Origin of the sequence: Synechococcus sp. CCY9202, assembly GCF_034931685.1 — a bacterium.
In the GTDB taxonomy this organism is placed as follows: Bacteria; Cyanobacteriota; Cyanobacteriia; order PCC-6307; family Cyanobiaceae; genus CBW1002.
The window spans coordinates 122,514-148,826 of record NZ_JAYGID010000052.1; the positions used below are offsets into that span (position 1 = coordinate 122,514).

25 protein-coding genes are annotated in these 26,313 nt (G+C 66.9%); 14 read left to right on the top strand and 11 right to left on the bottom strand.

Annotation, left to right across the window (positions count from 1 at the left end):
• Positions 1-51: 51 nt before the first annotated feature.
• Both glk and thrS read right to left on the bottom strand, forming a co-directional pair.
• Complete coding sequence (gene glk / locus VB777_RS07655; RefSeq protein ID WP_197170146.1) at positions 52-1,077, bottom strand: glucokinase; 1,026 nt, start codon at positions 1,075-1,077, stop codon at positions 52-54.
• Between the two features lie 10 nt (positions 1,078-1,087).
• Complete coding sequence (gene thrS / locus VB777_RS07660) at positions 1,088-2,818, bottom strand: threonine--tRNA ligase (protein WP_323248126.1); 1,731 nt, start codon at positions 2,816-2,818, stop codon at positions 1,088-1,090.
• Between the two features lie 365 nt (positions 2,819-3,183).
• Between thrS and VB777_RS07665 the strand changes: the two genes are divergently transcribed.
• Entirely contained in the window at positions 3,184-3,486 is a 303-nt protein-coding gene (locus VB777_RS07665; RefSeq protein ID WP_322758826.1) for a DUF2605 family protein, read from the top strand.
• A gap of 17 nt (positions 3,487-3,503) precedes the next feature.
• Positions 3,504-3,974 (top strand): NINE protein, encoded by a 471-nt coding sequence (locus VB777_RS07670; RefSeq protein ID WP_322757007.1) that lies wholly within the window; start codon positions 3,504-3,506, stop codon positions 3,972-3,974.
• 2 nt (positions 3,975-3,976) lie between these two features.
• Here the strand turns inward: VB777_RS07670 and VB777_RS07675 are convergent, their stop codons facing one another.
• The 5 genes from VB777_RS07675 to VB777_RS07695 all read right to left on the bottom strand — a co-directional run bounded on the left by VB777_RS07675 (position 3,977) and on the right by VB777_RS07695 (position 7,921).
• Positions 3,977-4,567 carry a glycoside hydrolase family 104 protein gene (locus VB777_RS07675; RefSeq protein WP_197155182.1) on the bottom strand — a complete coding sequence of 197 codons (591 nt, stop codon included), beginning with the start codon at positions 4,565-4,567 and terminating at the stop codon, positions 3,977-3,979.
• Between the two features lie 348 nt (positions 4,568-4,915).
• On the bottom strand, positions 4,916-5,929 hold the full coding sequence (trpS, locus tag VB777_RS07680) for a tryptophan--tRNA ligase (RefSeq protein ID WP_323248080.1): 1,014 nt from the start codon (positions 5,927-5,929) through the stop codon (positions 4,916-4,918).
• Between the two features lie 5 nt (positions 5,930-5,934).
• Complete coding sequence (locus VB777_RS07685) at positions 5,935-6,462, bottom strand: hypothetical protein (RefSeq protein WP_323248082.1); 528 nt, start codon at positions 6,460-6,462, stop codon at positions 5,935-5,937.
• Positions 6,463-6,477: 15 nt separating this feature from the next.
• Complete coding sequence (locus VB777_RS07690; RefSeq protein ID WP_323248084.1) at positions 6,478-7,011, bottom strand: hypothetical protein; 534 nt, start codon at positions 7,009-7,011, stop codon at positions 6,478-6,480.
• Positions 7,004-7,921 (bottom strand): cation diffusion facilitator family transporter, encoded by a 918-nt coding sequence (locus VB777_RS07695; protein WP_322757009.1) that lies wholly within the window; start codon positions 7,919-7,921, stop codon positions 7,004-7,006. The genes VB777_RS07690 and VB777_RS07695 overlap by 8 nt, the downstream gene beginning before the upstream one ends.
• A 155-nt stretch (positions 7,922-8,076) precedes the next feature.
• On the opposite strand from VB777_RS07695, the gene VB777_RS07700 reads away from it, so the two are divergent.
• From VB777_RS07700 to VB777_RS07725, 6 genes are all read left to right on the top strand, one after another.
• Positions 8,077-9,543 carry a YcjF family protein gene (locus VB777_RS07700; RefSeq protein WP_323248087.1) on the top strand — a complete coding sequence of 489 codons (1,467 nt, stop codon included), beginning with the start codon at positions 8,077-8,079 and terminating at the stop codon, positions 9,541-9,543.
• 334 nt (positions 9,544-9,877) lie between these two features.
• The gene (gene psbA / locus VB777_RS07705; protein ID WP_197155171.1) at positions 9,878-10,954 is read left to right on the top strand and encodes a photosystem II q(b) protein; all 1,077 of its coding nucleotides are present in this window, start codon (positions 9,878-9,880) and stop codon (positions 10,952-10,954) included.
• Between the two features lie 382 nt (positions 10,955-11,336).
• The gene (locus VB777_RS07710; RefSeq protein WP_322758828.1) at positions 11,337-12,167 is read left to right on the top strand and encodes a metal ABC transporter substrate-binding protein; all 831 of its coding nucleotides are present in this window, start codon (positions 11,337-11,339) and stop codon (positions 12,165-12,167) included.
• Complete coding sequence (locus tag VB777_RS07715; RefSeq protein ID WP_197155167.1) at positions 12,160-12,969, top strand: metal ABC transporter ATP-binding protein; 810 nt, start codon at positions 12,160-12,162, stop codon at positions 12,967-12,969. Before VB777_RS07710 ends, VB777_RS07715 begins: the two co-directional genes overlap by 8 nt.
• A 1-nt stretch (position 12,970) precedes the next feature.
• Positions 12,971-13,825 (top strand): metal ABC transporter permease, encoded by an 855-nt coding sequence (locus tag VB777_RS07720; protein ID WP_197155166.1) that lies wholly within the window; start codon positions 12,971-12,973, stop codon positions 13,823-13,825.
• Positions 13,822-14,982 carry a DUF4336 domain-containing protein gene (locus VB777_RS07725; RefSeq protein ID WP_416238323.1) on the top strand — a complete coding sequence of 387 codons (1,161 nt, stop codon included), beginning with the start codon at positions 13,822-13,824 and terminating at the stop codon, positions 14,980-14,982. Before VB777_RS07720 ends, VB777_RS07725 begins: the two co-directional genes overlap by 4 nt.
• A 21-nt stretch (positions 14,983-15,003) precedes the next feature.
• Here VB777_RS07725 and VB777_RS07730 read toward each other — a convergent pair whose 3' ends face one another.
• Both VB777_RS07730 and lepB read right to left on the bottom strand, forming a co-directional pair.
• Complete coding sequence (locus VB777_RS07730) at positions 15,004-15,363, bottom strand: DUF760 domain-containing protein (RefSeq protein WP_197155164.1); 360 nt, start codon at positions 15,361-15,363, stop codon at positions 15,004-15,006.
• A 34-nt stretch (positions 15,364-15,397) separates the two neighbouring features.
• Positions 15,398-15,994, bottom strand: a complete 597-nt coding sequence (lepB, locus tag VB777_RS07735; protein ID WP_322758829.1) for a signal peptidase I — start codon at positions 15,992-15,994, stop codon at positions 15,398-15,400.
• A gap of 96 nt (positions 15,995-16,090) precedes the next feature.
• Here lepB and menD point away from each other — a divergent pair, with 96 nt between their 5' ends.
• The 6 genes from menD to VB777_RS07765 all read left to right on the top strand — a co-directional run bounded on the left by menD (position 16,091) and on the right by VB777_RS07765 (position 23,578).
• Complete coding sequence (gene menD / locus VB777_RS07740) at positions 16,091-18,046, top strand: 2-succinyl-5-enolpyruvyl-6-hydroxy-3-cyclohexene-1-carboxylic-acid synthase (protein ID WP_323248091.1); 1,956 nt, start codon at positions 16,091-16,093, stop codon at positions 18,044-18,046.
• Complete coding sequence (gene menB, locus VB777_RS07745; protein WP_231597876.1) at positions 18,043-18,894, top strand: 1,4-dihydroxy-2-naphthoyl-CoA synthase; 852 nt, start codon at positions 18,043-18,045, stop codon at positions 18,892-18,894. Before menD ends, menB begins: the two co-directional genes overlap by 4 nt.
• Before the next feature lie 91 nt (positions 18,895-18,985).
• Positions 18,986-19,636 (top strand): L,D-transpeptidase family protein, encoded by a 651-nt coding sequence (locus VB777_RS07750; RefSeq protein ID WP_323248094.1) that lies wholly within the window; start codon positions 18,986-18,988, stop codon positions 19,634-19,636.
• A gap of 102 nt (positions 19,637-19,738) precedes the next feature.
• Positions 19,739-21,280: a glycogen synthase GlgA gene (gene glgA / locus VB777_RS07755; RefSeq protein WP_323248097.1), complete on the top strand. Its 1,542-nt coding sequence runs from the start codon at positions 19,739-19,741 to the stop codon at positions 21,278-21,280.
• Positions 21,273-22,136, top strand: coding sequence for a hypothetical protein (locus VB777_RS07760; RefSeq protein WP_323248099.1), 864 nt, complete (start codon positions 21,273-21,275; stop codon positions 22,134-22,136). Before glgA ends, VB777_RS07760 begins: the two co-directional genes overlap by 8 nt.
• The gene (locus VB777_RS07765; protein WP_322757016.1) at positions 22,121-23,578 is read left to right on the top strand and encodes a UDP-N-acetylmuramoyl-tripeptide--D-alanyl-D-alanine ligase; all 1,458 of its coding nucleotides are present in this window, start codon (positions 22,121-22,123) and stop codon (positions 23,576-23,578) included. The genes VB777_RS07760 and VB777_RS07765 overlap by 16 nt, the downstream gene beginning before the upstream one ends.
• 27 nt (positions 23,579-23,605) lie before the next feature.
• On the opposite strand, the gene VB777_RS07770 is transcribed toward VB777_RS07765, so the two are convergent.
• Entirely contained in the window at positions 23,606-24,928 is a 1,323-nt protein-coding gene (locus tag VB777_RS07770; protein ID WP_323248101.1) for a chloride channel protein, read from the bottom strand.
• A gap of 16 nt (positions 24,929-24,944) precedes the next feature.
• A complete protein-coding gene (gene glmU, locus VB777_RS07775; RefSeq protein WP_323248103.1) occupies positions 24,945-26,294 on the bottom strand; it encodes a bifunctional UDP-N-acetylglucosamine diphosphorylase/glucosamine-1-phosphate N-acetyltransferase GlmU in 1,350 nt (449 codons plus the stop codon).
• Positions 26,295-26,313 lie beyond the last annotated feature (19 nt).

Consider the following 26,313-nt stretch of genomic DNA (forward strand, 5'->3'; position numbering starts at 1 on the left):
ACGGGTCCTAAGCGGCCAGTGTCCCACCCGCTGGGGCGGGAGCGGGTGCATTCAGTGCAGCAGCATGCGCGCGCGACAGGCGGCGCTGAACAGACCGATGCCTTCATCGACCACAGCCGTGATCGGCAGGGAGGCGAGCTGGGGACGCAGGCGACCCTTACCGAGGAAAGCCTCCCGAAACGTTGTGGAGCCCAGCTCATCGAGCAATTTGGCAGCAGTGCCGCCGGCCAGCCAGAGGCCTCCTCGGCTGAGGCCGGTGAGGGCCAGGTCCCCACAGACGCTGCCATAGGCCCCCAGCCACAGATCGAGGGCCTCCAGGGCAAGCGCATCGCCGCCGGCGGCGGCGCGGGCGGTGGCGGCTGGCAGATCCTCAGGAGCTTCTGTGCTGTCTCCCTGCAAGGCCGCCTGCCAACGCTCGGCCACCGGGGCCAGGGGGTGGCCCTGGGCGGCGGGCCGCTCCGCCAGCAGCCAGCGGGCCACATGGCCAAGCCCGGTGCCACTCACCACCCGCTCGATCGAGACCCGCTCCAGCTGGAGGTCTGCCTGCAACCAGCACTTCAGCTGCCATTCGGACTCGGAGCGCGGTGCGAAGGTGCCGTGGCCCCCTTCGCTGGCCATGGCCTGCAGGCCCTCACTGGTAGGAACCCCGTAGGCCACACCCAGTCCAGTGCCAGCCCCCACGATCAGCAGGGGGGCTGAAGGCTCAGGCACTCCGGGATGAAGCTGCACCTGCTGATCGGCGCCGAGATGGGGCAGGCCGTAGACCAGCACCGCGAAATCGTTCTCGAGTTCGAGCCTGGGGATCGTGCACTCGCGAGCAAGCGCCTCACTGCTCAACTGCCAGGGGAGGTTGGTGAGCTGGGCCCGCCCAGCCTGCACCGGTCCAGCCACGGCCAGACAGGCGGCATCAGGCCGCTCCTCACCCTCCAGGAACGCCTGCACCATCGGCGCCAGATCGGGCCAGGCGGCGGAGGTGAAACGCTGCTGCCGCAAACACTCCAGTCCATCCGCTGCGCTGCGGTACAGAGCCAGGAGTGTCTTGGTGCCGCCGATGTCACCTGCTAGCAGAGTGGTCATCAGGCCGGCCTCAGGCCTGGATCGGTTGGTCAGCCAGGACCAGAGCGGCCCCTCGCTGCTGATTGGCCAGGGTGGCGGCCGCGATCAGGTCAGACCCCGCCACGCTGCCCAGATCTCCATCGCGGCGGCTGCGCAGGCTGACCGCACCGGCCTCGGCTTCCTTGGCACCGATCACCCCAAGCACGGGGATCTTCATCTGCTCGCCATTGCGAATCAACTTGCCCAGACGATCGCCGGAGTGGTCGATCGTGGCGCGAACGCCGGCGGCCTTGAGCTGGGCCATCAGCGCCTCGGCATAGGGACGCACCTCATCGGTGACCGGCAGCAGACGGATCTGCTCTGGGGCCAACCAAAAGGGGAAATCGCCGGCGTAGTTCTCGGTCATGATGCCAAAGAAGCGTTCCAGCGAGCCGAAGATGGCGCGGTGGATCATGATCGGTCGCTGGCGGCTTCCATCGGCAGCCACATACTCGAGGTTGAAACGCTCGGGCAGATTGAAGTCGAGCTGGATGGTGGAGCACTGCCACATCCGGCCGATGGCGTCCTCAATTTTGAGGTCGATCTTGGGCCCGTAAAAGGCACCACCGCCCTCATCCACTTTGTAGGCCCAGCCCTTGCGATCCAGCGCCTCGATCAGACCCTGCGTGGCCAGGTTCCAGACGGCATCATCGCCGATCGATTTCTCCGGCCGCGTGGAGAGATTGATCTCGTAGCTCCGGAAATCAAAGGCGGACAGGATCGTTTCGGTCAGATTCAGCACCCGCAGGATCTCATCACCGATCTGCTCCGGCAGACAGAACACATGGGCATCGTCCTGGGTGAAGCCCCGCACCCGCATCAGGCCATGCATCACGCCGGGCCGCTCGTAGCGATACACGGTGCCGAGCTCGGCCCAACGGATCGGCAACTCGCGGTAACTCCGCAATGTGCTGGCGTAGGTGAGCACGTGGAACGGACAGTTCATCGGCTTGAGCTGGTAATGGCGCTCGTCCACCTGCATCGGCCCGAACATGCTCTCGCTGTAGAAGTCGAGGTGGCCGGAGGTCTTCCAGAGGCTGATGTCCGCCACGTGGGGGGTGTACAGCAGCTCATAGCCGTCGGCGAAGTGGGCCTCGCGCCAGAAGTCTTCGATCAGCAGGCGCATGCGGGCACCACGCGGATGCCAGAACACCAGGCCGGCTCCGGCTTCATCCTCGATCGCGAACAGGTCAAGGTCGGTGCCGAGGCGGCGGTGATCGCGGCGCAGGGCCTCCTGCTTGCGGTGCTTGTACTCCGCCAGCTGCTCGGGGGTCTCCCAGGCGGTGCCATAGATGCGCTGCAGCTGGGCCTTGGTCTCATCCCCGCGCCAGTAGGAGCCGGCAACGCTTTCGAGCTCGAAGGCCTTGGGGTTGAGTTCGCTGGTGTTGGTCACATGGGGGCCGGCGCAGAGATCCCACCACTCCTCGCCCAGCGTGTAGAGGGTGATGGGCTCGCTGAGGCCCGCCAGAATCTCCAGCTTGTAGGGCTCGTTCTGGGCCTTGATCTTCGCTTCAGCCTGCTCGCGGCTCACGGCGATGCGCTCAAGCGGCAGCCTGCGATTGATGATCCGGATCATCTCCTTCTTGATCGCCTTGAGATCGGCTTCGGTGAACGGATCCGGATTGTCGAAGTCGTAATAGAAGCCGCTCTCGGTCCAGGGGCCGATGGTCACCTGCGCCTTGGGGAAGAGCTTCTGCACCGCCATCGCCAGCACATGGCTCATCGAGTGGCGAATCTTCAGCAGCTGCTCGCTCTCGCTCGTCTTCGGCAGGACCAGCGGAGCCGCCGCTGCCTCAACGGCTGGCTCCGTGCCAGTGGTGCTGCCGCTGCCGCTCGGTGCAGGATCGGCGGAGCGGGTCACGGTCACGGCACAGGAGTCGGTCGAAGGGCGATCCTACGCAGCCCCATCGAGCCCTGAACAGCACCGATCGCTCTGGCTGGGGTGATCGTGCCTAGCCTGCTGAGATGGGCCAGTCCGCGTTTCCTGATCCCTCGGATCCACTTTCGGATCCATTGCCAAGGCCACTTCCAGAGCCAGCGACAGGGCCAGCCACGGGGCCGCTGCCGACTGGCTCTCCGGAAGGCGACCTGCTTGACGGGCTGCTCAGTCCCCTGATGGATGACTTCAGCGACTGGCTGCAACGCGGTCAGGTGTTGTTGCAGCACTGCCCGGAGGCGGTGATGCCAGCCGCCGAACGCCAGGCTCTGGCTGAGTCCCTGGAACAGGCCCTCAAGGACGTGGCCGCCGCCCGTGCCCTGCGAGCCGCCATCTCCACCCCGATGGCCCTGGACATGGAATCCCTGGCTCCCTGGCATCAGCTGGTGCTCCGGGTCTGGGCCCTGGCAAGCCGGCTTCGGCAGGCGGGCATTGTGGTTCCTGCAGCTCCCTGACCACGACAACACGGTCTATGCCTTCCCTTTCGCCGGTGCTGCCTCCGGAACGCCGTCACGTTGCCGTGGGCTATGTGCTCTGGGCCCTGGGCCTGATGGGGGTCTGCGGCCTTCAGCGCTTCTACACCCGACGGCCGGTGAGCGGCACCCTGTGGCTGCTCACCCTGGGGTGTTGCGGCATTGGCCAGCTGGTGGATCTGTTCCTCATGCCCGAATTGGTACGCACGGCCAATCAACCCCTGGCCCTGCATGAGGCCCTGGCGGCCGCCGATGCGGAGAAGACCCCCAGCCTGCAGCGTCAGCTGCTCGTTCTGGCGCGCCAGGCAGGAACCAAGGGGTTCACCATCAACGACGCCATGCTGGCGCTAGAGCTGGGCCGTGATGATGACGTCACCACGGTGCGTCAGGAAATCGATCAGCTGATGGGGGAGCACCTGCTCGACGTCGGGAACGATGAGCGCGGCCGGGTGGTCTACCGCGAATTCTGAGCTCAGGCCTGGCCTGCCTGCCGTTGCCGCTGCAGATCGGCCCGATAGAAGCGCACCAGCTGGTCTGCCCGCTTCACAGGCTGGCCGTAGGCACTGCCGCCATGGCTGGCCGGCAGGGAGGCCCACTCGTTCGCCAGGCGGGCCAGCACCGTGGCATCCAGGCCCCTGCGGTCGAACAGATCGAGAACACCGCGGCGATCCACCAGGAACAGGGCGGCCTGGTCCTGGCTGGCGGGGCCGAAGTCGGGCAGACCAAGGCGCTGCTGTGCTTCCCGCCAGGTTCCCGGCAGGAACTGGTAGGCACCGGCGGCGGCGCTGGTATAGCGCCGCCTGACCGTCACCTCGGGATGGCGCGCCAGGCTGGCAAAGCGGCCGCCCCCGTAGAGAACCCGGTAACCGTCATGGCTGCCGCCCACCCAGGTGCCTTCGGCGAAGCGGATGGTGTTGAGCAGGGCGCGGCGCTCTGGACTGATGGCATAGGCCGTGGCCTGGCCTCCGGCCAGAGCGGCGGTGGCGGCCTGGTGCTGCTGCACGGCCGGAACCGCCTCGGGCTGCCTGCCGGGTGCCGGTGCCACCAAGGGCAGGAGCGGCAAGGCGAGCAGCAGGGAGAAACGGGATCGGGTCGAAGAAATCAGAAGGGCTGATCGCGAGTCCAGAGAGACTGACGGTTAGCTGGGAGGGGCCGCCACCCCCATGCACTGGGGGGTGGACAAAGCTCCCACGGCGTGCTTTCGGACTGGGGATCATGAGTCCAGGCTCCATGAGCAAACCGCAACACAAGCCGAGCCAAGGGAGTTGACACGTGGGGCTTCGCCGTCGCTACCTGGGCATCACCACCGAGGGAACTGACAGTCTGATCAGCTGCACTGATCAACGAGCAGCCCTTCGATCAGCAGAAGATCACAATTGATGACGATCCACACCCGCAACGACTGATCGACCTATGAGCGTGGATAAAAGCCCAGCGCGTCGCGCAGGCGCTGGAGGGTGGTGCTGGCCACGGCCTCGGCCCGCTCTCTGCCCAGCTCCAGAACCTGCTGCAACTGGCTCGGGTCGCTGCGCAGATCGCGGTAACGCTCCTGAACCGGACGCAGGGCCTCCACCACCGTTTCGGCCAGCAGTGGCTTGAAGGTGCCCCATCCCATGGAGGCGCACTGGGCTGTGGCCGCCTCGCGCCCCAGGCCACTCAGAACCGCATACAGGCCCAAGAGGTTGTCGGCTTCTGGACGCTCGGGGTTGCCGAACTCGAGGCCCATGGTGGGATCGGTCTTGGCACGCTTGATCTTTCTGGTCACCAGCTCGGGGGGGTCGAGCAGGGTGATGCGAGAGCCCTCGTTGGGATCGCTCTTGCTCATCTTGCTGCGGCCATCGGTGAGGCTCATCACCCGGGCCCCGTCCTGGAGGATCAGCGGTTCAGGCACCCGCAGCAGCGGCGCCTCCTCACTGCCGAAGCGGCTGTTGATCCGCTGTTGGGCAATGTCACGGGCCAGCTCGAGGTGCTGCTTCTGATCCTCGCCAACCGGCACCAGGTCAGCGTCATAGAGAAGGATGTCCGCCGCCATCAGCACCGGGTAATCCAGCAGACCGGCGGAGACGTTGTCGCCCTGCTTGACCGCCTTCTCCTTGAACTGGATCATCCGCTCCAGCCAGTTCAGCGGGGTGACGCAGTTCAGCAGCCAGCAGAGCTCGCTGTGGGCCGCCACGTGGCTCTGGACGAACACCGTCGAACGCTGCGGATCGATGCCGCAGGCCAGGTAGAGCGCCGCTGTGGTGAGGGTGTCCTCAGCAAGCCTGGCCGGGTCGTGGGGCACGGTGATCGCGTGCAGGTCCACAACACAGAAGAAGGTGTCGTGGCTGTCCTGCAGGCCGACCCAGTTGCGGATCGCGCCGAGCCAGTTGCCCAGATGCAAGGCACCGGTGGGTTGGACACCGGAGAGAACCCGTGGCCGAGCCATCGCAGTCAGCCGGCGGCGGCGGCCACTTCAGAAGCTGTCGCTTCAGGTGTGGCTGGTTCCGAATCGGTGGATTCGCTGCTGTCGGTCTCAGAGCTGATCGGCTGATCGTCAGCCGGGGCTTCGGCAGGAGCCACCTCCTCTTCGATCGGCGTCGCGGCGGGGCGGGCCGGACGGGCAAAGGGGTTGGCCCGGGCCGCTGGTGCCGGACGGCCTTCGCCACGACGAATCTCGTTGCGGCGCGTTGGGCGGGAATCACCCGATGGCCGGGCATCACCCTGGGCGCGGTGCTCGGCCAGCAGGGCATCGAGCTGACCCTGGTCCAGCATCTGGCCCAGGCTGCGCACCGCAAAGCCCAGCACGGCCACGGTGGAGCGCAGACCGAAGGCCTCCTGCAGAGCCCGGGCCGAGCGCATCTCGTTGTCACTCAGGCGGATGCGAAAACCACCGGGCTCACGGTTGGGACCGGGGCGGCCACCACGGCTGGGTGCGTCGTGCCGGTCCTTGGAGATGGAGGGGGTGGTGTCGTCGGCCATTGCCGCAGCCCTGAGTCAGGCGCAAGTGTGCCGCATCGACGGACAGGTGGAGGCGAACGGTCGTTGCAGCCAGTGCAGACGGTGGGTCTCACCGCTGCCTTGGCGGGGCAGGACCAGCAGGGGCAGGTGAGGAACACCACACTCGAGGCTGTGGCGGTAGCAGCGCAACAACTCCAGGTAGGCCGGCAGGGTCCAGCCGTCATCACCGTGCGTCTGCCGGCTCCAGTAGCGCCGCAAGGCCTGCTGGAACGGCAGGAGGTCAAACTCCTCCCAGCACTGCAGCTGTGCGGCCCAGTCCTCCAGGCCCTCTGCCCGCAGCTGGCGGAATCGCGCGAGCTCAGGAGCCTCGCCGCTGCCATCGGGAGGCAGGGCCGTCGCCAGGGATTCGACCGGAACCACCTCGAGCCGCAACCAACAGCGGTCCAGCAGCAGTACCGGCAGCTGACCATGCCAGGCGGGAGCGGCGCGCAGGTCGGCAATCAGGCGATTCACCAGCGCCATCTGGCTCGGCCGCAGCAGCGGTGGATTCCCAGGCAGCAGATCAGCCATGGGTTCCTCGGAAGGTGATCTCCGCACTGGCGTATTCCGGGGGCTCAAGGTGGATGGTGCAACGCACCGGGCCGAAACGCTCCTCCAGGTGTTCCTCCACCAACTCAGTGATGCGATGGGCGGTGGGCAGATCGTTGGCCGACACGACGAGGTGCATGTCGATGAACACCTGCTGACCGAGCACACCACGACTGGCGATGTCGTGGCAATTCAGCACTCCGGGTACGGCCATCGCCACGGCATGGATGGCTTCCGGAGCGATCGCGATCTGGTCCACCAGCCAGGGGAGATTCGTGGTGATCACCGACCAGCACACCTTGACCAGCAGCACGCAGAGCGGGATCGCCAGCGCCACATCCAACCAACTCTGACGCAGGAACACCGCACCGCAAAGGCCGACCAGCACCACGAGGGTTGTCCAGATGTCGCTGCGGGTGTGCAGGGCGTCGGCGATCAGCAGCCGGCTGCCGAGTCTGCGTCCTTCGCCGTGTTCGTAACCAGAGAGGAGAATGTTGAAACCCAGGGCCAGCAGCAGCAGCAGCAGCTCCGGCGCATCCACCCGCAGCGGGGTCAGACCGACACTGATCCGCTGCACGGCCGTCTGCAGGATCTCGAAGGCCGCGAACAGGATGAAGGCGGCGATCGCCAGGGCGCCGACAGCCTCGTATTTGTGGTGGCCATAGGGATGATCCCGATCGGGGCGAGGATCGGAGAGACCGTTGGTGAACAGGCCCAGCAGGCTGGAGAGGCCATCGGTGGCGCTGTGCATGGCATCCGCCAGCACCGCCAGAGACCCCGTGAACAGTCCGACCGCCAGCTTCAGCAGGCTCATGACCACGTTGACCGCCAGGGCGATCAACAGGACCCGCTGCACCTGCCCGCGATTGTCGGACCCCGCCCCGACGGCCATGTCCGGATCTCGATGCGCGTGGCTCCCAAACCTATTGGCAAATCCACAGAACACGGTGCTCACAGAAGCCAGCGATGGTGGCCGGCGCTACGGGCGGCTGATCCGGAGGCGGCTGAGCTAGAGATTCGGCATGTTCGGGTCCCAGCCGTTCCTTCGTGACCAGCCCAGACCACCCCAGCCCAGCGGCTCCTGGTGCCGCCACGGATTCAGCGGCAACCGAACCGGCGACCGATCCTTCAGCTCTGGGTCCAGCGGTGCGGCGTCTGCTGCGTCGAGGGCCCTGGTTGCCCGTGGTAGTCGTGGCAGGGAGCGGCTGGCTGGTCAGCGATCTGCTCGGCCATGTCGGCCATGGGCTGATGGCAGCGGCGCTGCCGGCCGCCGCCGCCGCCGCTGGCCTGGTCTGGCTCTCCGGCAGGGGGACGGTCACCGCCAGACTGCCGGCCACCGCGAGGGGATTGCTGCAGCGCTGCGAAGGCCTGATGGAGCAGTTCGGCCAGCTGGAAGGGGCGGAGGGGCCTCGGCAGCAGGAACGACGGCGCGAACTGCAGGAGTGGCGCTCCAGCCAGGAGGAGCCCGGCCTGAGCCTGGCGCTGGTGGGGGTTCAACTTCCGGAAGCCACCGCGATGACGCCGATGCGTGACGCCCTGCGGGGTCGGGCCGCCCTGGCGTTGCACTGGGCCCGGCCTCTGCCGGCGAGCAGCCCGGACTGGCGCTGGCCAACCCTGTTCGAGCGCTGTGATGTGCTCCTTTACCACCTGCGGCTGCCCCTCAGCGCCGCGGATCTCCGTTGGCTGGAAGGCCTGGACGACTGTCCCTGTCTGTGGCTGCTGGCCACGTTCCACGGGTCCGTGCAAGACGGGTCGGCGCAGCGCATGCGCCAGGAGCTGGCCGCCCAGCTGCCTGCGGGGCAGGCGGCGCGGGTTCTGTTCTGGGATGGGTCGAGCGAGACTCTCGCGGCTGCCCTGGAACCGCTGGCGCTGGATCTGCGGCAGCGACCGTTGCAGCTCCGTCGTGACGCCCGGCTGCGCAGCCTGCGCCTGCTGCATCGCCGCTGGCAGGCCGACCTGGAACAGCTGCGCCGCCAGCGCTGGATCCAGCTGCAGCAGCGCACCCAGTGGATCGTGGCGGCGGGGGTCTTCGCCGCTCCGGTGCCCAGCCTGGATCTGCTGGTGCTGGCGGTGGCCAACGGCCTGATGCTGCAGGAGATGGCGCGCCTCTGGGGCTGCTCCTGGTCGATGGCACAGTTGCGCGACGCGGCCCTGGAGCTGGGCAAGGCAGCCCTGGCCCAGGGCGTGGTGGAGTGGAGCACCCAGGCCCTGGCCGCCGCGATCAAGCTGCATGGAGCCACCTGGTTGATCGGTGGCACGGTGCAGGCAGTCAGCGCGGCTTACCTGACGCGGGTCGTGGGCCATGCCATGGCCGACATGCTGGCCCTGACCGCCGGAGTGGCCGCCCCTGATCTGGAACGGATCAAGCGCCAGGCACCGCTGCTGGTCGCCCGGGCCGCCGAGGCCGAGAAACTCGATTGGGCAGCCTTCCTGCAGCAAGGTCGCAACTGGGTGCAGGAACAGTCCAACCGCATCAACGGCGCCGTACCAGCTCTGCCGCAGGCCTCGACCTGAACAGATGTAACAGGATCGTTACTTCTGAAGTAAAGCAACCTGAAGCAACGAAACAATGTATTTCCCAGGCAGCGAATCGCCAGCGCTCTCTAATCAGTTCACGTAACGTTTTTCTAACCGTTCGGGATCATCCCGTCGGCTGATCGCTTCGGTTGCATTCCGGGTTTCCCCGGCTGATGTTCCCTGGAGCGGTTGCGGGTTGCCGCTGTGTCGCCAGACGTTGCCCGGCCCATGGTCTCCCCATAGCATCGGCAGCTCTCAGTGCACCAGCGCAGTGCACAAACGCAGCGCACAAGCGGACCCCATACCTCCATCCCATCCGTCCTCTTCATCCATGACCACTGCCGTCCGCAGCGGCCGCAGCGGAAGCTGGGAAAGCTTCTGTGAGTGGGTCACCTCCACCAACAACCGCATCTACGTGGGTTGGTTCGGTGTGCTGATGATCCCCTGCCTGCTGGCCGCCACCATCTGCTATGTGGTGGCGTTCATCGCCGCCCCTGCCGTCGACATCGACGGTATCCGTGAGCCGGTCGCCGGCTCGCTGATCTACGGCAACAACATCATCTCCGGTGCTGTTGTTCCCTCCAGCAACGCCATCGGCCTGCACTTCTACCCCATCTGGGAAGCCGCCAGCCTCGATGAGTGGCTGTACAACGGCGGTCCCTATCAGCTGGTGGTGTTCCACTTCCTGATCGGCATCTCCGCCTACATGGGCCGGCAGTGGGAACTCTCCTACCGCCTCGGCATGCGTCCCTGGATCTGCGTCGCCTACAGCGCTCCGCTGTCGGCAGCCTTCGCCGTGTTCCTGATCTATCCCTTCGGTCAGGGCTCCTTCTCCGATGGCATGCCGCTCGGCATCTCGGGCACCTTCAACTTCATGCTGGTGTTCCAGGCTGAGCACAACATCCTGATGCACCCCTTCCACATGCTGGGGGTGGCCGGTGTGTTCGGCGGCAGCCTGTTCTCCGCCATGCACGGCTCCCTGGTGACCTCGTCGCTGGTGCGTGAAACCACTGAGAGCGAGAGCCAGAACTACGGCTACAAGTTCGGCCAGGAGGAAGAGACCTACAACATCGTGGCTGCCCACGGTTACTTCGGTCGCCTGATCTTCCAATACGCCTCCTTCAACAACAGCCGCAGCCTCCACTTCTTCCTGGCCGCCTGGCCGGTGGTCGGCATCTGGTTCACCTCCCTGGGCGTGAGCACGATGGCCTTCAACCTGAACGGTTTCAACTTCAACCAGTCGATCCTGGATGGCCAGGGCCGGGTCGTGAACACCTGGGCCGACATCCTCAACCGCGCTGGTCTGGGCATGGAAGTGATGCATGAGCGCAATGCGCACAACTTCCCGCTCGACCTGGCAGCCAGCAGTGCCGCACCTGTGGCCCTGACGGCACCCACCATCGGTTGATCCCAGGGGGCCGCTTCGCCACGCTGATCCCACGATCCCAGCGGAAGCGTCTCGATTCGATCCACAGCCCTGCAGGGTTACTCCTGCGGGGCTTTCTGATGCCTGCCCGTCGCTGGTTCAGCGGCGGGGTCTGCCCGCCAGGGTGCCTAGGCTCTTTCTGGTTATGCCGGCCAGCTTTCCGGCTTTCTGTTCCACCGTGCCATCCCCGTGCTTCGTCCATCGACACCACGCTGACCAGACCAGATGGCCCAGGCGAGCCGGCCTGGCCCTGATCGCGCTCCCCCTTCTGCTGGTCACGGCGGGGTGCTCCGCTCCTCCCACGGTGTCGCCACGGGATCAGGTTTCAGCAGGCTCACCCTCAGCATCCGAGGGGCGTCCCTTGGTGCTCACCACCTTCACGGTGCTGGCGGACATGGCCCGCAACGTGGCCGGAGATCGACTGGAGGTGGCCTCGATCACCAAGGTGGGGAGCGAAATCCATCACTACGAGCCCACGCCCAGCGATCTGCGCCGCGCCCAGGGTGCGGTGATGGTCCTGGAAAACGGCTTCAATCTGGAGCGCTGGGCCCAGCGTTTCACCGACACCATCCAGGGAGCACGACGGGTCGTGGTGACCGAGGGTATGGATCCTCTGCCGATTCGCAGCGATGGACTGGAGTCCACCGGCAGCACAGGCCCAGGCGTGCCCAATCCCCATGCCTGGATGTCGCCCAGCCGTGCCCAGCACTATGTGGACACGATCCGGGACGCCTTCATCGACCTGGATCCGGCCGGAGCCGCCACCTACCGCCGTAATGCCGAGGCCTACAAGCAGAAGCTCGCCCAGCTCGATCAGGATCTGCGTCGCTCCCTGGCGAGGGTGCCGCCCAACCAGCGGATGCTGGTGACCTGCGAGGGAGCGTTCAGCTATCTCGCCCGCGACTACGGATTGCAGGAGGGCTACCTCTGGCCAGTGAACGGTGAAGGGGAAGCCACCCCTCGGCGACAGGCCCGTCTCACCGACGAAGTGCGTCGCCGGAAGGTCCCGGCGGTGTTCTGCGAAAGCACCGTCAGCGACAAAAGCATGCGCCAGTTAGCGGCGGCCAGTGGAGCCCGCTTCGGCGGTACGTTCTACGTCGATTCGCTCTCGGATCCCACAGGTCCCGCGCCTAGCCTGTTGAAGTTGCAGCGACACAACGTCGATCTGATCGTGAAGGGGCTCACGAATGACTGACGCCGCCTGGGGTGCCGATCACAGCACGGCAGGCCAGCTCCGGTCAGGCCTGCGGCTGGAGGTGGAGAACGTCAGTGTGGATTATCACGGAAGCGTTGCTCTGCACGGAGCCAGCCTGGTGCTACCTGCCGGCAGTATCTGTGGTCTGGTTGGCATGAATGGGGCTGGCAAATCCACCCTGTTCAAGGCCTTGATGGGCTTCATCCAACCCTCCTGCGGACGCATCCGCGTCAATGGACTGGGGGTTCAGGATGCGCAGCGCCAGCACGCCGTGGCCTACGTGCCCCAGAGCGAGATGGTCGACTGGGACTTCCCGGTGAGTGTGGAGAACGTCGTGATGATGGGGCGCTATGGCGCCATGAACCTGCTGCGCATCCCCCGTTCCTCCGACCATGCCGCCGTGCGTCATGCCCTCGAGCGTGTGGAGCTGTGGGCCCTGCGCCACCGCCAGATCGGTTCGCTCTCCGGCGGACAACGCAAGCGGGCCTTTCTGGCCCGTGCCCTCGCTCAGGGCGCCTCGGTGCTGCTGTTGGATGAACCCTTCAATGGGGTCGACATCCGCACCGAAAAACTGATCGTTGATCTGCTGCTGCAGTTCCGCCAGGAAGGTCGCTCGATCCTGATTTCGACGCACGACATGGCCCACGTGCGCAGCTTCTGCGATCAGGTGGTGCTGATCAACAAGACCGTGCTGGCCTACGGCGAAACATCCGAGGTGTTCACACCCGAGAATCTGGCCCGCACCTTCGGTGGCGAGGTGCCCGTGATGGGACCGGCCGCCACTGGTGGCGAGGGCTGCTGAGATGGATCTCGCCACCCTGTTGCTGGAGCCCCTGCGCCACGACTTCATGGTCAAGGCGCTGCTGGTGAGCCTTTTGGTGGCAAGCGTCTGCGGCATGCTCTCCTGCTTCATGACCCTCAAGGGCTGGGCCCTGATGGGGGATGCCGTATCCCACGCCGTGATGCCGGGCGTGGTGATTGCCTACGCCCTGGGGCTGCCCTACGCCCTCGGTGCCTTTGTGTTCGGTGTGGGCTCGGTGGCCTCGATCGGTTTCATCAAGCAGAAGACACGGGTGAAGGAGGACACGGTGATCGGCCTGGTGTTCACCGGATTCTTTGCCCTGGGAATCACGCTGGTCTCGAAGGTGCGCAGCACGATCGATCTCACCCACATTCTCTTCGGCAACGTCCTGGGAATCTCGCCGGAGGACGTGACCCAGACCCTGGTGATCTCCCTGATCGTGCTGGCGGTGTTGCTTGTGTTCCGCCGCGATCTGGTGCTGTTCTGCTTCGATCCGACCCACGCCCGCTCGATCGGCATCCGCACCGGAGTGCTCCACTACCTGCTGCTGTCGATGCTGTCGCTGGCGGCGGTGGCCGGGCTGCAGACCGTGGGCATCATCCTGGTGGTGGCCATGCTCGTCACCCCTGGGGCCACCGCCTATCTGCTCACCGATCGATTCGACCGGATGTGCTGGCTGGCCATGGCCAGTGCCTCCCTGGCCAGCCTGCTGGGGATCTATGCCAGCTATTGGTTCGATGCCTCCACGGCCGGCTGCATCGTGCTGTGGCAGACAGGCCTCTTCCTGATGGCCCTGCTGTTCGCGCCTCGCCATGGACTGCTGGCCCACCGCCGCCACCAATCCCAGCCACGATGATGGCGCCTGAGTCTCTGGCAGATCAGCGCTGGCCCTGGTGGCCCCTGCTGCCCCTCTACCCCTACGGCCAACGTCGCACCGTGGTGCGAGAACTGATCGCCGATCAGGTGTGGAGCTTCGAGCAACTGCAGGGGATCTACTACGTGGCCGTGCCGATCCGGATGACGGTGCTGCGGCTGCAGCAGGGACTCCTGCTCTACGCGCCGGTGGCACCAACGCCAGAAGTACGGCGCCACCTGGCTGCCCTGGAGCAGATCCACGGACCGGTCTGCACGATCGTGCTGCCCACCAGCTCCGGCCTCGAGCACAAACTGCCGGTTCCGGCCATGGCCCGCGCCTTTCCCAAGGCGCAGGTGTGGGTCAGTTCAAGTCAGTGGAGCTTTCCGCTGAATCTGCCCCTGAGCTGGCTGGGATTTCCTGCCAGGCGCACCCACATCCTCGGCAGCGAGGGCTATCCCCATCCCGGTGAGCTGGAGTGGTGCAGCCTCGGTCCACTCAATCTCGGTCTGGGAACCTTCCAGGAGGTGGCCTGCCTGCACCGCGCCAGCGGCAGCGTGCTGATCACCGACGCCCTGGTGAGCATCGGGGATCAGCCACCGCAGCTGTTCGACGCCGACCCGACGCCACTGCTCTTCCACGCCCGTGAACGGGCTGAAGAGCCCCTGGTCGACAGCCCGGCCCAGCGGCAGCGCGGCTGGAAGCGGCTGGTGCTGTTCGCGTCCTACCTCAGGCCCGCCAGTGTGGCCGTACCGCCCCTGGCGCAGGTGCTCGGCCACAGCCTCGCGGCAGGTCTTCGCCAGAAGCGGGCTCACTTCGGCTTCTATCCCTTCCGCTGGCAGCCGGGCTGGGAGCAGGACTTCGAGACCCTGCGGGGCGGCCAGAGCCTGCAGGTTGCCCCGGTGCTGGAGCGGCTGGTATTTCCGCGCTGCCGTCAGGCGCTGGTGGACTGGCTGGTCCAGCTGGGCCGCTGGGGCGAGATGCGGTGGTTGATCCCTGCCCACTACGACGCCCCGGTGCCCTGTCACGGCTCCGATCTGGAAGGATTGGCCAGCCAGCTTGAGCAGCGCAGCTGGGCACCGGATAGCGGCGGATGGGAAGTGCTCGCCAGCATCGACCGGCAATTGCTGCGCCTGGGGCTGGTTCCAGAAAATCCCTGATCTGGGATCAGAACTGTCAGTTCAGAGCTTCAGTTCGCCTGGGCAGGCTTCGTCGTCGTCGTCAAGGCCGCCGATGCCGATCAGGGAGGAATCCAGTTCCATGCGCTGCTCCATCTGGCGAAGGAAATAGCCCGTCATCATCGCGGAGGCCAGAAGACCGGCGAGATTGTCACGGCTGGCCTGGATCTTCACCTCAAACTGTTCACCCGGCAACATTCCGAGCAGACCCTGCACATTGTGGCGAATGATTTCCTGCATATCCGGGCTGGCCGAGCGCGCCACGCGCTGGAGCACATCCGGGGATTGTTCCTGCAGGTACTGAATCAGCGAATTGCTGCTGATCGCTTCGGTATCGGTCTTCAGGAACTCCGGGTTGAACATCTCCCTCCGGGGTGCTCTGGAACACGCCTGCACCCTAACCCAAGTGTTCGTTAGCACCATCGAGATCAGCGGACGGCAATCGCGGCAACGATCCGAAGCGTTGCAACGGCCAGTACCGCCACAGGGCCGAGCCGATCAGGCAGTCATCCGGCAAGCTTCCCCAGAGGTGGGAATCGAGGCTGCTGTTGCGGTTATCGCCCAGCACGAAATGATGTCCCGCAGGCACGGTGAGGGGTTCCAGGTCGTAATCGATCAGCTCAGGAGCCCAATCGAGGGAAACGGGTTCGCCGTTGCGCCAGAGGCGGCCCTGCCGCACCTCCACCCGATCGCCAGGTTCGGCCACGATCCGCTTGATCAGGGCAGCCCTGGGGTCGTAACCCGCCGCGATCAGAGGGCTGGGGGGATGGAATACCACGATCGTGCCCAGGGGCAGGGGCAGATCCAGCCGGGCGCGCAGCTTCTCCACCAGCACCCGATCCTCCAGCTGCAGGGTGGGCAGCATCGAGCCGGAGGGAATCCAGCGCGGTTCCAGCACCCACCAACGCAGCAGCAGGGCCAGCACCAGCCACAGCAGCAGCGACTGCAACTGGCGCCGCACGGCCTGCCACCAGCTCGCGCCCTCGGCTGCCATCGGGGAGGTGGACTCGTTGCTCGGCATCGCGAATCGTCGGGGGCGGGCCGGCCGGTGAGGATGATCGGCCCATCTTGACCAACGGAGGCAACGCCAGTGGCGGCCGCGGCCCAATGCAACCTGCAGGCGGCCCTCACCCTGCTGGCGGAGCTGCAGAGGGCTGGCCTGCAGCATGTGGTGTTGTGTCCCGGCAGCCGCTCCGGTCCTCTGGCAGTGGCCGCAGGGCTGCAACAGCAACGGGGCCTGCGGCTGCACACCGCGATCGACGAGCGCTCGGCAGCCTTCTTCGCCCTCGGATTAGGTCGTGCCGAGGGTCGGGCCGCCGCGGTGGTCACCACCTCCGGCACGGCGGTGGCGAATCTGCTGCCGGCCGTGGTGGAGGCCGACTACGGCGCCATCCCCCTGCTGCTGCTCACGGCCGACCGTCCCGTCGCCCTGAAGGGATGCGGTGCCAATCAGACCGTGAACCAGCAGGATTTTCTGCGCGCCAACTGCCGCTGGTATGGAGAAGGCCCGCCCGAGGGACTGGCCGATGCCAGCGAGACATCGCTGCGCAACCTGGCGTGGCAGGCCATGGCCGCCACCGCCGGATCCCCTGCTCCATCAGGACCGGTGCATCTGAATCTGCCCTTCAGCGAACCCCTGCACGGCAACGCCACCGACCTGCTGGCTCTGGCGGCGGCAAGCCTTCCAGAAACACCCAATCGAGCGTCTTCAGAGCTCCTCGATCCATCCGTTGCACACCCGTTCAATCCTGAGCCTCCTGATCAGCCCGTCGGGCAACGTGCCGAGCCCTTAGGACAACCTGCCCAGCCAGCGGCCACCCACTCCAGCCCTTTGGCCGGTTCACCTGGCGATGCACCCCACCTGGATCCCGACCTCCCCGGAGTGGTGGTGGCGGGACCCTGGCGCGGGCCGATGGCAGCCTTTCCTGCCTTCCTGGAGGCCCTGCGCCAGTGGCAACGGCGCAGCGGCTGGCCGGTGCTGGCCGATGCGCTCTCCAGCCTGCGTGGCTGTCCTGGTCTGGAACTGATCTGCAGCTACGACCTGCTGTTGTGCCACCCCGACCTGCTGTTGTGCCACCCCGACCTGCTGTTGTGCCACCCCGACCTGCTGCTGGGCCCGACCGATCTGGCCAGCCCTCAAGGGCAGCCCTTGCAGGTGCTGCGGCTGGGTCCACTGCCGGCCAGCCGACGGTTGCAGCAGTGGCTGGGCACTGGCCACCAGCGGCAGGTACTGATCAGCGAAGCGGAACCACGGCCCCTGGATCCGCTCGGCACCGGAGCCCTGCAGTGGGATGGGGGGTTGGTCTCCTGGCTGGCCTCCGCCCCACCGGCCTGGCGATCGGGCTCCCCGGCGCCCGACTGCCTGGCCCTGGGGAGGCAATGGCACCAGGCAGAACAGGCGATGCAGACGTGGCTGGATCAGAAGCTGCAGCCAGACCCTTCCGCCGGGCTCAACGAACCGGGCCTGGCCCGATGGTTGAGTCAGCGGCTGCCGGCCGATCTGCCGCTGCTTCTGGCCAACAGCAGCCCCGTGCGGGACTGGGAGAGCTTCGGGTCATCATGCGCCCCGCACCGCCCCGTGTTCTCCTTCCGCGGCGCCTCCGGCATCGACGGCACCCTCTCGCTCGCCTGCGGCATCGCCGAAGCCCTGGGGGCGGCGGTGCTGGTCTGCGGTGATCTGGCCCTGCTGCACGACTGCAACGGCTGGCTCTGGCAGCAGCAGCTGCGCGGCCGGCTCACGGTGCTGCTGATCGACAACGGCGGCGGCGGCATCTTCGAGCAGCTCTCGATTCGACCCAGCGACGAGGCACTGCTCGATTTCGAGCGTCTGTTCGCCATGCCGCAGGCGGTCGATCCCTGTGCCCTGGCCGCCGCCCACGGAGTCCCGGCCCGTTCGATCAACAGTTGGAGCACCCTGGAGGAAACCCTGGCCTGGGCCCTTCAACTCCCGATGGCCCTGGTGCGGTTGCGGACCGACCGCCGCGCCGATGCCAGCCGGCGCCAGCACTTGCGCACAATGGCGGCAGCACGACCCGATCCCTCTTGAGCACGCCCCCCCAGCCGGTGATCTGGCAGAGCACCGGGTCGTATGAGGACATCCGCTTCGAGATCAGTGAGGAGGGAATCGCCCGCATCACGATTGATCGTCCCCATAAACGCAACGCCTTCCGGCCCCGCACGGTGCAGGAGCTCTGCGACGCCTTTTCGCGGGTGCGCGACAACCCCCGTATCGGCGTGGTGCTGTTCACCGGTGCCGGTCCGGCGGCCGATGGCGGTTGGGCCTTCTGCGCCGGCGGCGACCAGAGCGTGCGGGGTGACGGCGGTTACCTGGATGAGACGGGCCTGCCTCGCCTCAATGTGCTCGACCTGCAACGGCTGATCCGCAGCCTGCCCAAGGTGGTGATTGCCCTGGTCGCCGGCTACGCCATCGGCGGCGGCCAGGTGCTGCATCTGCTCTGTGATCTGAGTCTGGCGGCGGAGAACGCGGTGTTCGGCCAGACCGGGCCCCGGGTCGGCAGCTTCGACGGCGGTTTCGGCGCCGGCTACCTGGCCCGGGTGGTGGGGCAACGCAAGGCCCGCGAGATCTGGTTTCTCTGCAGGCAATACAACGCCCAGGAGGCCCTGGCGATGGGGTTGGTGAATCAGGTGGTGCCCCTGGAGCAGTTGGAGGCCGAGGGAGTGAGCTGGGCCCGCCAGGTGCTGCGCCACAGCCCCACGGCGATCCGCTGCCTCAAGGCCGCCTTCAATGCCGAAACCGACGGGCTGGCGGGCCTGCAGGAACTGGCGGGTCAGGCCACCCATCTCTTCTACCGAACCGATGAGGGCCAGGAGGGTCGCAATGCCTTCCTTGAAAAACGCGAGCCCGACTTCTCCTCCTCAGCCTGGCTACCTTGAAGGTGGATCACTGCCATCGGATCTGCTCCAGCTCGTGCGCCCCGCCCACCGATCCGAACCGCTACCTGAACCGCTGTTGTGGTCACGGCCGATGCCGGACAAGCGGTTCCAGCCGTTCCAAAAGGCGGATCCCATCTGCCGCGGGCTGCGCCAGACCGCCCTGGCTGGACTGATCACCCTGGGGCTGGCAGCGGGACTGATTGCTCCTGACGCCCATGCCAGCACTCAGACCAGTGCCGGCAGCCAGCTGGTTGACACCAAGCAGGGCGTGGCCGTGGCCACCCCAGCCTCAGACGAGGCCCCCGGTGGACGGGAGCTGGTGCTGGATCGCCGCCAGCGACGCCTGCTGGTGCTCGAGAACGGCCAGGAAATCCGGCGCTTTCCGGTGGCGGTCGGCATGCCGGGCTGGGAAACCCCCGTGGGCCGGTTCGAGGTGATGGAGCTGCGGACCAATCCGGTCTGGCAGCACCCGGCCAACGGCCGCCTGATTCCCCCCGGACCGGCCAACCCCCTCGGCAGCCGCTGGATCGGCTTCTACCGCGACTGCAAGGGCCGCCGCGGCTTCAACGGTCAGGAGCACCTGGTGGTGCAGGGGTGCGTCACCGCCGGCTTCCATGGCACGCCCAACCGCGCCAGCGTCGGGCAGGCGGTATCGCACGGCTGCGTTCGCCTGTACGACGAGCACGTGCAGGCGCTGTACAACCTGGTCCAGCTGGGAACCCCCGTCACGGTCCTGCCGTGACGGTGCCGAGCCGACAGGACTGACCAGGCTGAACGGGGCAGTCCGTTGGCATGGCTCTGTGGAAAGCGCCCGTAATATGCCGCCACCTCTGGCAGGATTTCGATGCGGGTGTTGTTCGCCGCCGCAGAATGCGCGCCCATGATCAAAGTGGGCGGCATGGGGGACGTAGTGGGCTCCCTGTCCCCTGCCCTGGCTGCGCTTGGCCATGACGTGCGCATCATCATGCCGGGTTACGGCAAGCTCTGGAGTCTTCTGTCAATTCCAGACGAACCGATCTGGCGTGGACACACGATGGGCACCGATTTCTCGGTGTTCGAAACCCGCCACCCCACCAACGGGCTGCCGATCTATCTGGTGGGTCATCCGGTGTTCGATCCGGAGCGGATCTATGGCGGTGAGGATGAGGATTGGCGCTTCACCTTCTTCGCCAGCGCCACCGCAGAATTCGCCTGGAACGGCGGTTGGAAGCCGCAGGTGCTGCACTGCCACGATTGGCACACCGGCATGATCCCGGTGTGGATGCATCAGGACCCCGAGATCAGCACGGTCTTCACCATCCACAACCTCAAGTACCAGGGTGCCTGGCGCTGGAAGCTGGAGCGGATGACCTGGTGCCCCTGGTACATGCAGGGCGATCACACCATGGCGGCGGCGCTGCTTTATGCCGATCGGGTGAATGCCGTCTCACCCACCTATGCGATTGAGATCCGCACCCCCCAGTACGGCGAACACCTCGACGGGCTGCTCAATTACATCAGCGGCAAGCTGCGCGGCATTCTCAATGGCATCGACACGGAAGACTGGAATCCGGCGACCGATCCCACCCTGCCGGCCACCTTCACGCCGACCGATCTGAGCCCTCGGGCGCGCAACAAGCGGGCGCTCCAGGAACGCATGGGTCTCAGCCTGAGCCCGCGCACCTACCTGATGGGCATGGTCAGCCGGCTGGTGGATCAGAAGGGGGTGGATCTGCTGCTGCAGGTGGCAGACCGGGTGCTCGCCTACACCGACAGCCAGATCGTGGTGCTCGGCACCGGCGATCGCGGTTATGAATCGGGGCTGTGGCAGATGGCGGCCCGCCATCCGGGCCGCTTCGCCGTGTTTCTCACCTACGACGATGCCCTGTCACGGCTGATCTACGGCGGCAGCGATGCCTTCCTGATGCCCAGCCGCTTCGAACCCTGCGGCATCAGCCAGATGCTGGCGATGCGCTACGGCTCGGTGCCGGTGGTGCGCCGGGTCGGCGGACTGGTGGATACCGTGCCGCCCCACGATCCGATTGCCGGCACGGGAACGGGCTTCTGCTTCGATCGCTACGAGCCGGTCGACTTCTTCACCTCGATCGTGCGCTCCTGGGAGGCCTACCGCCACCAGAGCAGCTGGGAGGAGTTGCAGCGCCGCGGCATGACCCAGGACATGAGCTGGAGCCGCTCCGCCCTCGAATACGACGTCATGTACCGCGATGTCTGCGGCGTCAAGGAACCCACCCCCCTGGCGGAGGACGTGGAGCGCTTCTCCCAGGGCCAGGATGCCGATCCCAGTCTGCGGGGTGGCCAGGCACCCGCTCCGGATGCCTCCCTGAGTCAGGAAGGGCGTGGCAGCCGCAATCCGCTCAACCTGCTGCGCCGCCGCCTCAATGGGTGAATGGGAACGGGGCGAACCGGTCACCCTGGAGTCTCGCCCCGCCAACACCGCCCCCCTGCCGGTTGTCTACGAAAGTCCGTGGCGGCTGCTGGGCCGCGACCTGACCGCCCTTACGGCCAGCCTGCGGCTGTTGGCCCGGGAGCTCCTGAGGCGCAACAACAGCGGCGATCTGCCGCGACCGGGGCCCTGGCCCCGCGACCTTGCGCCCCTGTTCTGGCCGCTGGTTCTGGCGGTGGCGCTGACGCTCAGCGGCCTGCTGTTCTGGACCCTGCAGCGTCGCCCTGCCGCGGCTCAGCCTCCTGCTGCCCAGGGGGTGATGGACGGCACCCGGCTGACCAGTGGTGGAGAAAGCCCAGGCACCCAAGCCCAGCTGCCCCCGATCGAGCGCAACACCAACAGCCAGCAGCCCAGCGCGACGATCAAGGCCACCAAGGGCACAACAACAGCCAACGGCACGGATCAGGAGCTGCCCCAATCGGAGGACATCACCGAATCAGCTGACCCACAGCCCACCGACACCGCGACCACGAACTCACCGACCAGAGCCAGTCAGGCGGACAGCGGCTACATCGCCGATGGCGACGGTCTGATCGAAGGACCGGCCACCTGGCTGGAGCTGATCGAGCAGCCGAAACTCGGCAGCGTGATCCTGCGGCTGGATGCGCCCTACAGCCTGCTTCGGCCGGAGCAACGGCAACAGCTGGCCGAGCGCTGGTGGGAGCGCGCCCAGGGCCAGGGCTTCGAACGCCTGGAGCTGCGCGACATCCATGGGCGCCTGCTGGGACACTCCGCCAGGCTCGGATCCGGCATGATCCTGCTCGATCCTGGCCTGCTGCCCCCATGGCAATCCGCCTGAGTGAACTGGAGGAGCTCTGGGGCGCGCCCCTGCGGGCAGCAGCGGAGCATCAGGACGTCCAGCCCGGGGCAGGGCTGACGGAGCTGCGCACGGAGCTGCGTATCGAACCCGATGCCATCTGCACCGACAGCCGCCGCCTCCAACCGGGAGATCTGTTCGTGCCCCTGGTGGGCGAGACCTTCGATGGCCATGCCTTCCTGGAGCAGGCCCTGGCCGGCGGCGGTGCTGCGGCAGCGATCGCCCAGGCCGATCGGCTCACGGAAGCCCAGCAGCAGCAAATGGCCGACCTCGGCCGCCCGCTCTGGCTCGTGCCGGACACGCTGCTGGCTTATCAGCAGCTGGGAAGGCTCTGGCGCGACCAACTGCGGGCTCCCGTGGTGGCCGTGACCGGCTCAGCCGGCAAGACCACCACCCGGGAGCTGATCCGCGCTTGCCTGGACTCCTTGGGGCCGGTGGTGGCGAGCAGCGGCAACGAGAACAACGACATCGGCGTGCCCCTCACCCTGCTCAAGGCCCGCACGTCCACAGCCGCCCTGGTGGTGGAGATGGGAATGCGCGGCCTGGGTGAGATCGAACGGCTCAGCCACTGCGCCACTCCCGATGTGACCGTGATCACCAACATCGGCACGGCCCATATCGGCCGCCTCGGCAGCCGTGAGGCCATCGCCCAGGCCAAGTGTGAAATCTGCCTCGGCCTCAAACCCGACGGCCTGCTGGTGATTCCGGCAGGGGATCCGCTGCTTGAGGCGGAGTTGGCGAGAGTCTGGTCGGGCGCGGTCTGGCGGGTGGCCCTCAGCAGCGACCCAGCTACGGAACCGCTTCCACCGGCTGATTGGATCGGTCATCTCAACGACGATGGCAGACGCCTGGAGGTGCACCACAACGGCCGGATCGAGTCGGTGAGCCTGCCCCTGGAGGGACAACACAACGCCAGAAACCTCCTGCTGGCGCTGGCCGTGGCCGATCGGCTGGGCGTGGAACCCCAGGCCCTCACGGCTCTGGAGGTGGACGTGCCCGGCGGCCGCAACCGGCGGCGGCAGATGGGTGGCCTCACCGTGCTGGATGAGACCTACAACGCCTCGCCGGAGGCGGTGCTGGCGGCCCTGGAGCTGCTGGCATCCCAACCGGGACGCCGGTTCGCCGTGCTCGGCACCATGCTGGAGCTGGGTGATCGCAGCCTGGACCTACACCGTCAGGTGGCCGAACGCGCCGCGGCCCTGGGATTGGATGGACTGGTGATCGTGGATGGTGGCGCGGAAGGCGAGGCCATGCTCGAAGCGGCACGGTCTCTGCCCAGGCTGGCGCGCGTCTCTGAGGCGATTGAAGCGATGGATCCGCTACGGGGCTGGCTCAACGCCGGCGATGTGGTGCTGCTCAAGGCGAGTCGGGGCGTGGCCCTGGAACGGCTGTTGCCGTGTCTGGAGCAGGAGAGCTGGAACTGATCGAAGCCTTCAGCCCGTTGTGAGCGCTCAACCCGGCTGACGACGAGAGGCGAGCAGCCGATCCACCTGGCAGGTGTTCCAGGTGGAGCCTCCCCAGCGCTCGCCGATCGCCGCAGCCAGGGCCGAGGCCACCAGCAGCCAGGGCAACAGCTGGGCATCACCCTGCAGGGTGAACACAAACACCCCACAGAACAACGGGGTGCGGCAGGCCCCGCTAAACAGCGCCGCAGCCGCCACCGCAGCAACCGCCGCCTGCTGATCGGCTGGCAGGGCCTGGATCCAAGGGGCGATCAGCACCGCACCGAGGCTCATGGTGTCGTGCATCAGGCCACCCGGTGCCCCCACGGAAATGCTGAGCAACGGACCCAGCAGACGGGGCAAGCCCGCCCAGACCGGCGAGGACGAGTCACCAGCCAGGCCCGGGCCGAGGGAGAGGGAGCCATCGTTGAGGCTGAGACCACCGCTGGCGAGGGCCAGCAGGGCAAAGGCCGTGGCCAGCGCCAGGGCCGCCCGCCAGGGGTGGCTGCGCAGCAGGCCGGCCACCCAGGCGCTGCAGGGAATCAGCAAGCGCACGAACAGCACCCCGAGCAGACCCATCACCAGCGTGGTGAGCAGCAGGGTGGGCCAGAGGGCAGGAGGCAGAAGCCGCCCCAGGGGCAGCTGGGCCAGCGCCGCCAGCCGGGCCGGCTGAGCCTCGGAGGCGGAGCCGAAGGCCTCGGACAGCACCGTGCCGAGACCCGCCAGCAACAGGGTCGGGAAAACCAGCGGAAAACCCTTGACGGCGCTCAGCTCCTCGAGGCCATAGGCCACCCCCAGCAAGGGGGAGCGGAACGCGGTGCCAAGTCCGGCCGCTCCTCCGATCGCCACCAGCAATGAGGTGGGCAGCAGGCGAAGTGGGGTGAGCCAGCGGCGCAGGCCCAAGAGGCAGGAGGCGCCCAGGGCGGCAGACGGGGATTCCGTCCCCACCGACAACCCAGCCAGATGGGTGAGGGCCAGGAGCGGCAGCCGTGCGAGCTGAACCCGCCAATCCAGGCTGGCCAGATACGCACCTTCGTCGCGGGAGTAGCTGCCGTCGGACGCCTCGGGGGCCGGGCGCTGCAGCAGCAGCAACCCCGTGAGGCCCCCACCTCGGCCCCTTGCCAGCGGACCCCAGGCCAGCCGCACGAACAGCAGCGTTCCCGCCAGGGTGATCAGCGGCAGCCAGAACGGCAGGGCCTCGGACCCGCCCAGGGGCCACAGCCGCTGCAGACGGAATCCCTGCGCCGACAGCCATTGATAGGGCTGCTCCGCCGCGGTGATCACCACGGCGGAGAGCAGCAACGAGAGCAGCAGGGGCAGGGAGAGCAACATGGTGACCCCCTGGCGATCAGGCCGGACCGGGCCAGTTCTCCTTGATCAGCTGGCGGGCCCGGCCGATTGCCAGGGCACCGCTGGGTACGTCCTTGGTAAGGGTGGAGCCGGCCCCCACCGTGACCCGTTCCCCGAGATTGATCGGGGCCACCAGCACCGAGTTCGCCCCGGTCTTGCTACCGGCCCCGATCACGGTGCGGTGCTTGCGGAGGCCGTCGTAGTTGGCGGTGATCGTGCCCGCACCCACATTCACGCCGGAGCCGAGATCGGCATCGCCGATGTAGCTGAGGTGATTCACCTTCACCTCCGCCTCCAGCGCGCTGTTCTTGATCTCCACGAAGTTGCCGACGCGGCAGCCAGCCGCCAGGTTGCTGCCGGCCCGGAGCTGGGCGAAGGGCCCGATCGCGCAGCCATCGGCGACAACAGCGCCGCGCACCACCGAGTGGAGCACCTCCACGCCACAACCGAGTTCAGAGTCTTCGATCAGGCAGCCTGGACCGATGCGGCAGCCATCGCCGATCACGCTGCTGCCCCTGAAATGGCATTGCGGTTCCACCACCACGTCGCGGCCGAAACGGCTGCCATCGCTGAGGGTGCAACTGGGTGGATCCACGAAGGTGACCCCCTCGGCCATCCAGTGGCGCCGCAGCCTGTCCTGGAGCACGGCTTCACACTGGCTGAGCTGCAGGCGGTCGTTGACGCCGTTGATCTCATCGGGATCGCTCACCTCCAGATGGAAGGCCGGCTGCAACAGAGCCACCGTGTCGGTGAGATAGAGCTCCCCCTGGTCGTTGTCTGAAGTGAGCAGGGGCAGCACCGCCGCCAGTTTTGGCCAGTCGAAGCAGTAGATGCCGCCATTGATCAGGTCGGTGTCTCGCTGGGCCGGGTTGCAATCGCGATGCTCCACGATGGCGCTCACCTGCCCCTCGGCATCGGCGAAGACGCGGCCGTATCCGGTGGGATCGTCGAGCCGGGCGGTGAGCAGGGTCACGGCAGCGCCGCTCTGGCGATGGCGGTCCAGCAGCTGCTCCAGGGTCTCCGGCCGCAGCAGCGGCACATCGCCGTTCAACACCAGCAGCTCGCCGCTGAAACCGGCCAGAGGCTCGAGCAACTGCTGAACGGCGTGGCCGGTGCCGTTCTGCGGCTGCTGCAGCACGTACTCCAGACCGTTCAGATGGCTCAGCTCCTGCTCGACGCGCTCGGCCTGGTGGCCCACGATCAGCAGCTGCCGCTCAGGCTCCAGGGTTCGGCAACTGCGCAGCACCCGCTCCACCAGGGTGGCGCCGGCCAGCGGCTGCAACACCTTGGGGCGGTCGCTCTTCATGCGGGTGCCCTTTCCGGCGGCCAGAACGGCAACGGCGAGCATCAGTGAAGGCGGCATCTGC

Bases quoted from the DNA above. Each gene is read 5' to 3' on its own strand.
- glk (WP_197170146.1), bottom strand. From the start codon at position 1,077: ATGACCACTCTGCTAGCAGGTGACATCGGCGGCACCAAGACACTCCTG.
- thrS (WP_323248126.1), bottom strand. From the start codon at position 2,818: ATGAGCCATGTGCTGGCGATGGCGGTGCAGAAGCTCTTCCCCAAGGCG.
- VB777_RS07670 (WP_322757007.1), top strand. From the start codon at position 3,504: ATGCCTTCCCTTTCGCCGGTGCTGCCTCCGGAACGCCGTCACGTTGCC.
- trpS (WP_323248080.1), bottom strand. From the start codon at position 5,929: ATGGCTCGGCCACGGGTTCTCTCCGGTGTCCAACCCACCGGTGCCTTG.
- VB777_RS07685 (WP_323248082.1), bottom strand. From the start codon at position 6,462: ATGGCCGACGACACCACCCCCTCCATCTCCAAGGACCGGCACGACGCA.
- VB777_RS07690 (WP_323248084.1), bottom strand. From the start codon at position 7,011: ATGGCTGATCTGCTGCCTGGGAATCCACCGCTGCTGCGGCCGAGCCAG.
- VB777_RS07695 (WP_322757009.1), bottom strand. From the start codon at position 7,921: ATGGCCGTCGGGGCGGGGTCCGACAATCGCGGGCAGGTGCAGCGGGTC.
- psbA (WP_197155171.1), top strand. From the start codon at position 9,878: ATGACCACTGCCGTCCGCAGCGGCCGCAGCGGAAGCTGGGAAAGCTTC.
- VB777_RS07715 (WP_197155167.1), top strand. From the start codon at position 12,160: ATGACTGACGCCGCCTGGGGTGCCGATCACAGCACGGCAGGCCAGCTC.
- VB777_RS07720 (WP_197155166.1), top strand. From the start codon at position 12,971: ATGGATCTCGCCACCCTGTTGCTGGAGCCCCTGCGCCACGACTTCATG.
- VB777_RS07725 (WP_416238323.1), top strand. From the start codon at position 13,822: ATGATGGCGCCTGAGTCTCTGGCAGATCAGCGCTGGCCCTGGTGGCCC.
- VB777_RS07730 (WP_197155164.1), bottom strand. From the start codon at position 15,363: ATGTTCAACCCGGAGTTCCTGAAGACCGATACCGAAGCGATCAGCAGC.
- lepB (WP_322758829.1), bottom strand. From the start codon at position 15,994: ATGGCAGCCGAGGGCGCGAGCTGGTGGCAGGCCGTGCGGCGCCAGTTG.
- VB777_RS07750 (WP_323248094.1), top strand. From the start codon at position 18,986: ATGCCGGACAAGCGGTTCCAGCCGTTCCAAAAGGCGGATCCCATCTGC.
- glgA (WP_323248097.1), top strand. From the start codon at position 19,739: ATGCGGGTGTTGTTCGCCGCCGCAGAATGCGCGCCCATGATCAAAGTG.
- VB777_RS07760 (WP_323248099.1), top strand. From the start codon at position 21,273: ATGGGTGAATGGGAACGGGGCGAACCGGTCACCCTGGAGTCTCGCCCC.
- VB777_RS07765 (WP_322757016.1), top strand. From the start codon at position 22,121: ATGGCAATCCGCCTGAGTGAACTGGAGGAGCTCTGGGGCGCGCCCCTG.
- VB777_RS07770 (WP_323248101.1), bottom strand. From the start codon at position 24,928: ATGTTGCTCTCCCTGCCCCTGCTGCTCTCGTTGCTGCTCTCCGCCGTG.
- glmU (WP_323248103.1), bottom strand. From the start codon at position 26,294: ATGCTCGCCGTTGCCGTTCTGGCCGCCGGAAAGGGCACCCGCATGAAG.